The sequence below is a fragment of the Tepidanaerobacter sp. EBM-49 genome (assembly GCF_001896645.1).
Classification (GTDB): domain Bacteria; phylum Bacillota; class Thermosediminibacteria; order Thermosediminibacterales; family Tepidanaerobacteraceae; genus Tepidanaerobacter; species Tepidanaerobacter syntrophicus.
In genome coordinates this window covers 140,262-147,965 of the sequence record NZ_MPPE01000036.1, presented here as the reverse complement: position 1 = coordinate 147,965, position 7,704 = coordinate 140,262, and the positions used below count along the sequence as shown (strand labels likewise).

At 39.5% G+C, this 7,704-nt stretch carries 8 protein-coding genes and 4 tRNA genes; all 12 read left to right on the top strand.

Annotation, left to right across the window (positions count from 1 at the left end; all coding sequences use genetic code 11):
• Window positions 1-21: 21 nt before the first annotated feature.
• The 12 genes from BUE08_RS06355 (at window position 22) to BUE08_RS06300 (ending at window position 7,629) form a co-directional block, all read left to right on the top strand.
• Window positions 22-96, top strand: a tRNA-Gly gene (locus tag BUE08_RS06355).
• A 42-nt stretch (window positions 97-138) separates the two neighbouring features.
• A tRNA-Cys gene (locus BUE08_RS06350) sits at window positions 139-212 on the top strand.
• A 12-nt stretch (window positions 213-224) separates the two neighbouring features.
• Window positions 225-313, top strand: a tRNA-Leu gene (locus BUE08_RS06345).
• A 29-nt stretch (window positions 314-342) separates the two neighbouring features.
• A tRNA-Val gene (locus tag BUE08_RS06340) sits at window positions 343-417 on the top strand.
• A 206-nt stretch (window positions 418-623) separates the two neighbouring features.
• Complete coding sequence (locus BUE08_RS06335; RefSeq protein ID WP_286680601.1) at window positions 624-1,232, top strand: DUF445 domain-containing protein; 609 nt, start codon at window positions 624-626, stop codon at window positions 1,230-1,232.
• Between the two features lie 326 nt (window positions 1,233-1,558).
• Window positions 1,559-3,460, top strand: coding sequence for a threonine--tRNA ligase (gene thrS, locus BUE08_RS06330; RefSeq protein WP_353682095.1), 1,902 nt, complete (start codon window positions 1,559-1,561; stop codon window positions 3,458-3,460).
• A 200-nt stretch (window positions 3,461-3,660) separates the two neighbouring features.
• The gene (gene infC, locus BUE08_RS06325) at window positions 3,661-4,173 is read left to right on the top strand and encodes a translation initiation factor IF-3 (protein ID WP_286680604.1); all 513 of its coding nucleotides are present in this window, start codon (window positions 3,661-3,663) and stop codon (window positions 4,171-4,173) included.
• A gap of 5 nt (window positions 4,174-4,178) precedes the next feature.
• The gene (gene rpmI / locus BUE08_RS06320; RefSeq protein WP_059031549.1) at window positions 4,179-4,376 is read left to right on the top strand and encodes a 50S ribosomal protein L35; all 198 of its coding nucleotides are present in this window, start codon (window positions 4,179-4,181) and stop codon (window positions 4,374-4,376) included.
• A gap of 21 nt (window positions 4,377-4,397) precedes the next feature.
• A complete protein-coding gene (gene rplT / locus BUE08_RS06315; protein WP_059031548.1) occupies window positions 4,398-4,754 on the top strand; it encodes a 50S ribosomal protein L20 in 357 nt (118 codons plus the stop codon).
• A 53-nt stretch (window positions 4,755-4,807) separates the two neighbouring features.
• Window positions 4,808-6,145 carry a TrkH family potassium uptake protein gene (locus BUE08_RS06310; RefSeq protein ID WP_353682094.1) on the top strand — a complete coding sequence of 446 codons (1,338 nt, stop codon included), beginning with the start codon at window positions 4,808-4,810 and terminating at the stop codon, window positions 6,143-6,145.
• A 17-nt stretch (window positions 6,146-6,162) separates the two neighbouring features.
• Window positions 6,163-6,813 (top strand): potassium channel family protein, encoded by a 651-nt coding sequence (locus BUE08_RS06305; protein WP_213951596.1) that lies wholly within the window; start codon window positions 6,163-6,165, stop codon window positions 6,811-6,813.
• An 18-nt stretch (window positions 6,814-6,831) separates the two neighbouring features.
• The gene (locus BUE08_RS06300; RefSeq protein ID WP_213951597.1) at window positions 6,832-7,629 is read left to right on the top strand and encodes a TrmH family RNA methyltransferase; all 798 of its coding nucleotides are present in this window, start codon (window positions 6,832-6,834) and stop codon (window positions 7,627-7,629) included.
• The last annotated feature ends 75 nt before the right edge of the window (window positions 7,630-7,704 follow it).

Here is a 7,704-nt window from a genome sequence, read left to right as displayed (position 1 = left end):
GCCCCAAGGCACCATAGATGTGCGGAAGTGGCTCAGTGGTAGAGCATCGCCTTGCCAAGGCGAGGGTCGCGGGTTCAAATCCCGTCTTCCGCTCCATTTTTCTATTATAATTGTATAATTGTTTTAAAGATTTACTTTGGCGGCATAGCCAAGTGGTAAGGCAGAGGTCTGCAAAACCTTTACCCCCAGTTCGAATCTGGGTGCCGCCTCCAAAAATAGATTACGCCGGGATGGCGGAACAGGCAGACGCACAGGACTTAAAATCCTGCGGGAGTTAAATCCCGTACCGGTTCGATTCCGGTTCCCGGCACCACCTTTAATCATTACATTATCAGACAATTTGGGCGCTTAGCTCAGTGGGAGAGCACTTCCTTGACGCGGAAGGGGTCGTAAGTTCAATCCTTACAGCGCCCACCATTGATTTAAATAATTTCATATAAGTTTTGACAGATATCGGCGCAAAGTATTTTAGTTCTTCTGCGGCGGTTTTTTTATTCTACAATAAGCCTTCTCTCTTGAAGGAAAGGTGTATATATGCTATTATATTAGCGATGGATTAAATTTATATATAAATGAGCTTAATTACACAAATTTAACAAAAAGGAGAAACGGTGATAAGTTCTATGAGCCAATATGTTCAACTGGCATTAATGCCTTTAATCGGAGCGCTTATAGGATGGGGCACTAATCTTTTTGCAGTAAAGCTTATTTTTAGGCCGCTAAACCCTATCAAAGTTCCCGTTTTTGGTATCGAGATTCAGGGCTTGATTCCAAAACGCAGGCTCGATATATCAAAAAGCATTGGTGAAGCCCTGGAAAAAGAAATCATATCCACAGAAGAAATCATAGAAAATCTTGCCTCTGAAAAAAACAAAACTGAGTTTATGGAGTATATTAAAAATCTGATATCAGCAAAAATCACAGCTAAACTTCCGGCTATTATACCTACAGGGTTGCGAAATTCCATAGCAACACATATAAGTAGTGTCATAGGGCAAAATGGGAATGATATTTTCGAAGAAATAAAATACAATCTTGTTTCTAAAGCAAAAGAAGAACTAAATTTGAAAGAAATGGTAGAAGAGAAGATTAACTCTTTTGATTTAAAGGAATTAGAAGATCTTATTATCCAACTTGCAAACAGAGAACTAAGGCAGATTGAAGTCCTTGGCGGAGTGATGGGGTTTTTAGTAGGCATTTTTCAAGCAGGCATTACCTATGTCCTGATGTAACAATAATGCTTTATACCTTGACAATATAAGCTTTTAAGATTTATAATTATGAAAATCACTAGACAAACAAACCAAATAATTGATTGTGAAGCAATGACGAGAAGAGTAAGTTTGCAAAGTTCCAAAGAGAGGGGCCGGCAGCTGGAAAGGTCCTGGAAACAGCAAGCCGAAAACCAACTCTGAGCCTTTCACGGCACAGGCCTTATAAAAATGAGTTTAAATTAGGGTGGAACCGCGGGAAAACCTCTCGTCCTTAAACGGATAGAGAGGTTTTTATTTTGCACTGCTCAAAAGATAAAGGAAAGGACAGTTGTGGAATGAATGAAATTAAAGTAACTTTAAAAGGTGGAGTTGAAAAACTCTACAAAAAAGGCATTTCGCTTTTGGAAATTGCCCAGGATATAAGCCCGAGACTTGCTAAAGAGGCCTTGATAGCAAAAGTCGACGGCAAAGCAAAGGATCTTAGCGTGAAAGTAGACGAAGATTGTAGTGTCGAGATACTGACATTTGAAGATGAAGAAGCTAGAAAAGCTTTCTGGCACAGCACTTCACATGTTATGGCACAAGCCGTAAAAAGGCTTTTCCCCGAAACTAAGCTTGCTATAGGTCCGGCCATCGATGAGGGATTTTACTATGATTTCGATAGAGATGAAAGCTTTACACCTTCGGATCTTGAAAAAATAGAAAACGAGATGGCAAAAATAGTCGCCGAAGATTATCCCTTTTGCCGCATAGATGTTACAAAAGAAGAAGCTTTATCGGAATTTAAAAAGATGGGTGAGCCTTATAAGGTAGAACTCATTGAGGCACTGCCTGAAGATGCGCCGATAAGCTTTTATCAGCAGGGAGAGTTTAAGGATTTATGCGCAGGTCCCCATATTCCATCTACCGGCAAGATAAAGGCATTTAAGCTTACAAGTCTTGCAGGGGCATACTGGAGAGGCGATGAGCGCAATAAAATGCTTCAGCGTATTTATGGCATTTCTTTCCCCAAAAAATCCATGCTGGATGAATACCTTAAAAGAATAGAAGAGGCAAAAAAGCGAGACCACAGAAAACTAGGAAGAGAATTAGACATTTTTAGTCTTCATGAAGAGGGTCCGGGGTTTCCCTTCTTTCATCCGAATGGTATGGTGATTTGGAATCTGCTTACGGATTTTTGGCGCAAAGAGCATACAAAAAGAGGCTATAAAGAGATAAAAACGCCTATAATATTAAACGAAGAGCTTTGGAGGAGATCCGGCCACTGGGATCACTACAAGGAAAATATGTATTTTACTCAAATAGATGGAGAAAATTATGCCGTAAAGCCGATGAATTGCCCGGGAGGCATTCTTATGTACAAGACAGATTCTCACAGCTACAGAGACCTGCCGATAAGGCTGGGCGAGCTGGGGTTAGTGCATCGGCATGAACTGTCAGGGGTACTTCATGGCCTTATGAGGGTCAGATGTTTTACCCAGGATGATGCTCATATATTCATGACGCCTTCCCAGATTGAAGATGAAATAATCGGTGTTATAGATTTGGTAGACTATTTCTATCAAATATTCGGTTTTGAATATAATGTAGAACTTTCCACAAGACCGGAAAATTCCATGGGGTCAGATGAACTGTGGGAGCAGGCAACCTCAGCGCTTCAAGGAGCTCTTGAGAAAAAAGGGATGTCTTATAAGATTAACGAAGGGGACGGAGCATTTTACGGTCCAAAAATCGATTTTCACTTAAAAGACAGCTTAGGCAGGACATGGCAGTGTGGCACTATTCAATTAGATTTTCAAATGCCGGAGCGTTTTGATTTGACATATATCGGACAAGATGGCGAAAAACATAGACCAGTTATGATTCACCGTGTGATATTCGGAAGTATTGAGCGTTTTATAGGAATTTTAATCGAGCACTATGGAGGGGCTTTCCCTGTTTGGCTTGCTCCCGTTCAGGCAAAAATTCTTCCTATAAGTGAAAAACATTTAGATTACGCCTATAAAGTGAAAAAGCAACTGGATGCAGCCGGCATTCGAGCCGAAGTTGATGAGAGAAATGAAAAGATAGGCTATAAGGTAAGAGATGCCCAGATGAAAAGGATTCCTTTTATGCTGGTTACAGGTGATAAAGAAGCCAGTGAAAATACAGTTTCCGTCAGAACCAGAGAAAAAGGGGATACAGGCTCAAAGCCTATTGAAGAATTTATAAATGAAGTTAATGAACTTGTTTCAAAATTTAATTGACTATAAATGTAACATGTGATATATTTACGAAGGTAACAAAATAAAAACTTTTGCAAAGTAGAAGATACTTCTCACCTTGTGGCGAAAGCTTACAAGGTTGCTATCCGTAAGATTATTATTTCTTGGGGTGAGAAGATTCTTCTTGCCCCTTTAGTTTTTAAAAATTTTTGGAGGTGAATAGTATTAGCAAAGACAAAGAAATTCAGGTGAACCACGATATAAGAGATCGAGAAGTGAGAGTGATTGCGCCTGATGGCAAGCAGCTTGGAGTCATGTCAACAAAAGATGCGTTGCGCTATGCTCAGGAAGCACAGTTGGATTTAGTAAAAATTGCGCCGGATGCGAAACCGCCCGTGTGCAAGATTATGGACTTTGGTAAGTATAAATATGAGCAGAGTAAGCGGGAGAAAGAGGCCCGTAAGAAACAAAAAATAATAAACATAAAAGAAATCAGAATGAATCCGACTATAGATGAACATGATTTTCAAGTCAGACTAAAAAACGCTATTAAGTTTTTGCAAGATGGTGACAAAGTAAAAGTAAGTATCAAATTCCGCGGCAGACAGATGACTCACACAAAATTAGGTGAAGAAGTTTTGAATAAGTTTGTCGAAGGAGTAAAAGATTATGGTTTTGCCGAAAAAGAACCAAAAATGGAAGGCCGAAATATGGTGGTTGTAATTTCGCCTAAGGAAACAACTGAAAAGGAGTGATTTTGGTGCCAAAGGTTAAAACACACAGAGGCGCGGCTAAGAGATTTAAAGTTACAAAGACAGGGAAAATAAAAAGATTTAAGGCTTACAAAAGCCATATACTTACCAAAAAAAGCTCAAAGAGAAAGAGACATTTGAGAAAGCCTGCTATTTTGACAAAAGCTGATCACAAGAGAATAAAACAGGTAATACCATACATGTAATACCATCAGAGGAGGATGATTATGGCACGAGTGAAAAGAGGAGTTACAGCTCGCCACAGACATAAAAAAATTATTAAATTAGCAAAGGGTTATAAAGGATCTTTGAGCAGACTTTACAGACCTGCAAATCAAGCAGTTTTAAAAGCCCAGGCCCATGCTTATACAGGAAGAAAGCTCAAAAAGAGAGATTTTAGGAAACTTTGGATTGCAAGAATCAATGCGGCAGCAAGGGCAAATGGTCTTTCTTACAGCAAACTTATATACGGTCTGAAAAAAGCAGGCGTGCAAATTAACCGTAAAATGCTGTCGGAAATGGCGATAAATGATGGAAACGGTTTTGCACAATTAGTTGACATTGCTAAAGCAAACGTGAAATAAAAGCGGCATATACAGTCGCTTTTTTAGACTTTTCGGGGGCGGTTAAAATCAAGATTCTTGATGTGGGACTTAGGAGGTTAAAGCCGACCCAAATTTTGGCTGTCGGCTTTGCTTTGCTAATACTTACAGGTGCGGTTTTATTGACATTGCCAATATCGGCAAGTGATGGTAAAAGCGTAGGTTTTTTAGATGCTTTATTTACCTCCACATCTGCTGTATGCGTGACAGGACTTGTGGTTGTAGATACCGGTACACGATATTCGCTTTTCGGACAAATAGTAGTTATGTGTCTGATCCAAATGGGCGGCCTAGGCATAATGACAATGGCTACAACGGTCTTTTTACTGCTGGGGAAAAAGATAACACTTAGAGAGCGCATGGTGATGCAAGAGGCCCTTAATCAATCGACACTGTCCGGACTTGTAAAACTTTCACGCAACATTTTAATTACAACTTTAATATTTGAAGGAACAGGCGCAGCTCTTTTGGCTCTTCGATTTTCTCAGATATATGGTCCGACAAGGGGAATATATTACGGCGTATTTCATGCTGTTTCAGCATTTAACAATGCCGGATTCGATGTTATTGGAAACTTTAAAAATTTAACGCCCTTTGTTGAAGATCCTTTAATAAACTGCGTTATAATGGGATTAATAATATTTGGCGGATTAGGATTTTCTGTAATTCAGGATATTATCACAAAGAAAAACTTTAAACATCTTTGCCTGCATTCAAAGATTGTTATCGTTACTACACTGCTGCTTTTGACCTGCGGGTTTGTGGCATTTTACGCTATTGAAAGTTCAAATCCTTATACACTAGGCGGTCTTTCGACAAAAGGGAAAATCTTAGCAGCAGCTTTTCAATCTGTTACCCCGAGAACAGCAGGATTTAATACAATCAATCTTGCAGATTTAAAAATGCCGTCAAAATATCTAACAATTCTTTTGATGTATATTGGCGCATCACCGGGCTCTACCGGAGGCGGTATCAAGACCTCCACTTTTGCTGTAATTATTATGATGATATATACAATACTTGCTTCAAAGGAAGATGTGGAAATTTCCGGAAGAAGAATTCCATATGACAACATATTTAAAGCGGCAGTTATTGGAGTTATAGCTTTACTATTGATTTTTACAAGTTCCTTTATTTTAACCATGACAGAAAATACGGATTTCATGTCTATTCTATTTGAAACCACATCGGCCTTTGGCACTGTGGGTTTAAGCTTGGGACTGACGCCAAATCTTACGGATATTGGCAAAGTAGTGATAATATTAACCATGTTTGCCGGCCGAGTAGGGCCTTTGACCCTTGCAATGGCGCTTGGAGGACGGACAAACAAAGCAATGATTAGATTTCCAGAAGAAAGAGTTCTTGTCGGATAATATCGGAGGCGATTTTGATGAAACAGTTTGTTGTAATAGGCCTTGGCCGTTTTGGATTTAGTCTGGCTAAGACATTGTATGAATTAGGTCATGATGTGCTAGGGATTGATAACGATGAGGAAATTGTTCAAAGCGTAGCTGAAAGTATAACACACGCGGTCAAGGCAGATGCAACAGATGAAAACGCCCTCAAAGCGTTAGGCGTTAGAAACTTTGATGTGGCGGTAGTCAGTATAGGAAATGATATTCAATCTAGTATACTGGTAACCCTTATACTCAAAGAAATGGGTATAAAATATGTAGTTGCAAAAGCAAACAGTGAACTGCACGGCAGAGTACTGAAAAAGATAGGTGCAGATAGAATAGTTTTTCCTGAACGAGATATGGGAATCAGAGTTGCGCATAACCTGACACTGTCCAATATACTAGACTATATTGAACTTTCACCTGAATACTCTATCATAGAAATAAGTGCACTGCCGGCTTGGTATGATAAGAGCTTAAGACAGCTCAATATGCGCACTAAATACGGGCTAAATGTCATTGCGATAAAGCGCAACGGCAATATTATAATATCCCCTAACGGCGATGATATGATTTTAAGAGGAGACATATTAGCTGTGGTGGGTCATAAGGACGATATTGAAAATATAGAAAAGCACTTTTAGAAACGGATGAATACTGATATGCCGGATGAACTTTCCAAAAACCAGCAGCGGCTAATTAAAAACCTTATTCAATCCAAGAAGGCAAGGATAAAAAATCGCTGTTTTATTGTAGAAGGCACAAGAAATGTTGGTGAACTTTTAAATTCAGATTATACAATAAAGCTTGTAGCAATTACAGAAGAGTTTTTAGTAGCAAATCCCGATTTTATAAAGCTACTTTATAAAAAGGTTCCACAGCGCAGTATTTACCAACTCAAAACCGATGAGCTTGATAAACTAACTGATACTGTTACACCTCAGGGCATATTGGCAGTAGCAGAGTTTAAGAAAACTGATTTAAAAGATGTAATCCATGGTGATTTTTTAGTAATTGCACTAGATAAAGTTAAAGATCCGGGCAATACAGGTACAATTATAAGGATAGCTGATGCAGCGGCTGCAGATGCAGTGATAGCCGGCAAGGGGTGTGTTGACATTTATAACCCAAAGGTTGTGCGGGCTGCTATGGGATCCATTTTTCATGTGCCGGTAATAGAAAGCGAAGATCTTGCCAAGACACTGAAAGATTTACAGGCGGCAGGAGCTGCTATAGTAACAACCCATCTTGGGGCAACAAGATTTTATTTTGATGTAAATTATAAAAGAGCGTCAGTGATTATAATGGGCTCAGAAGACGAAGGAGTCTCAAAGGATATAGTTGGGATTTCAGACGAAATAGTCAAAATCCCAATGCCGGGTAAAGCCGAGTCCTTGAATGTAGCTGTTTCCTGCGGAGTAATAGTTTTCGAAGCAGTAAAACAGCGGATCAACTCGTGACAAGTCAGTTGTAAAAAGCCCTAGGCTGTGCTATAATATTGGTGTGTAAACCTTAGGAAAGGGTGGAGCACGATG

Bases quoted from the DNA above. Each gene is read 5' to 3' on its own strand.
- BUE08_RS06335 (WP_286680601.1), top strand. From the start codon at position 624: ATGAGCCAATATGTTCAACTGGCATTAATGCCTTTAATCGGAGCGCTT.
- rplT (WP_059031548.1), top strand. From the start codon at position 4,398: ATGGCACGAGTGAAAAGAGGAGTTACAGCTCGCCACAGACATAAAAAA.
- BUE08_RS06305 (WP_213951596.1), top strand. From the start codon at position 6,163: ATGAAACAGTTTGTTGTAATAGGCCTTGGCCGTTTTGGATTTAGTCTG.
- BUE08_RS06300 (WP_213951597.1), top strand. From the start codon at position 6,832: ATGCCGGATGAACTTTCCAAAAACCAGCAGCGGCTAATTAAAAACCTT.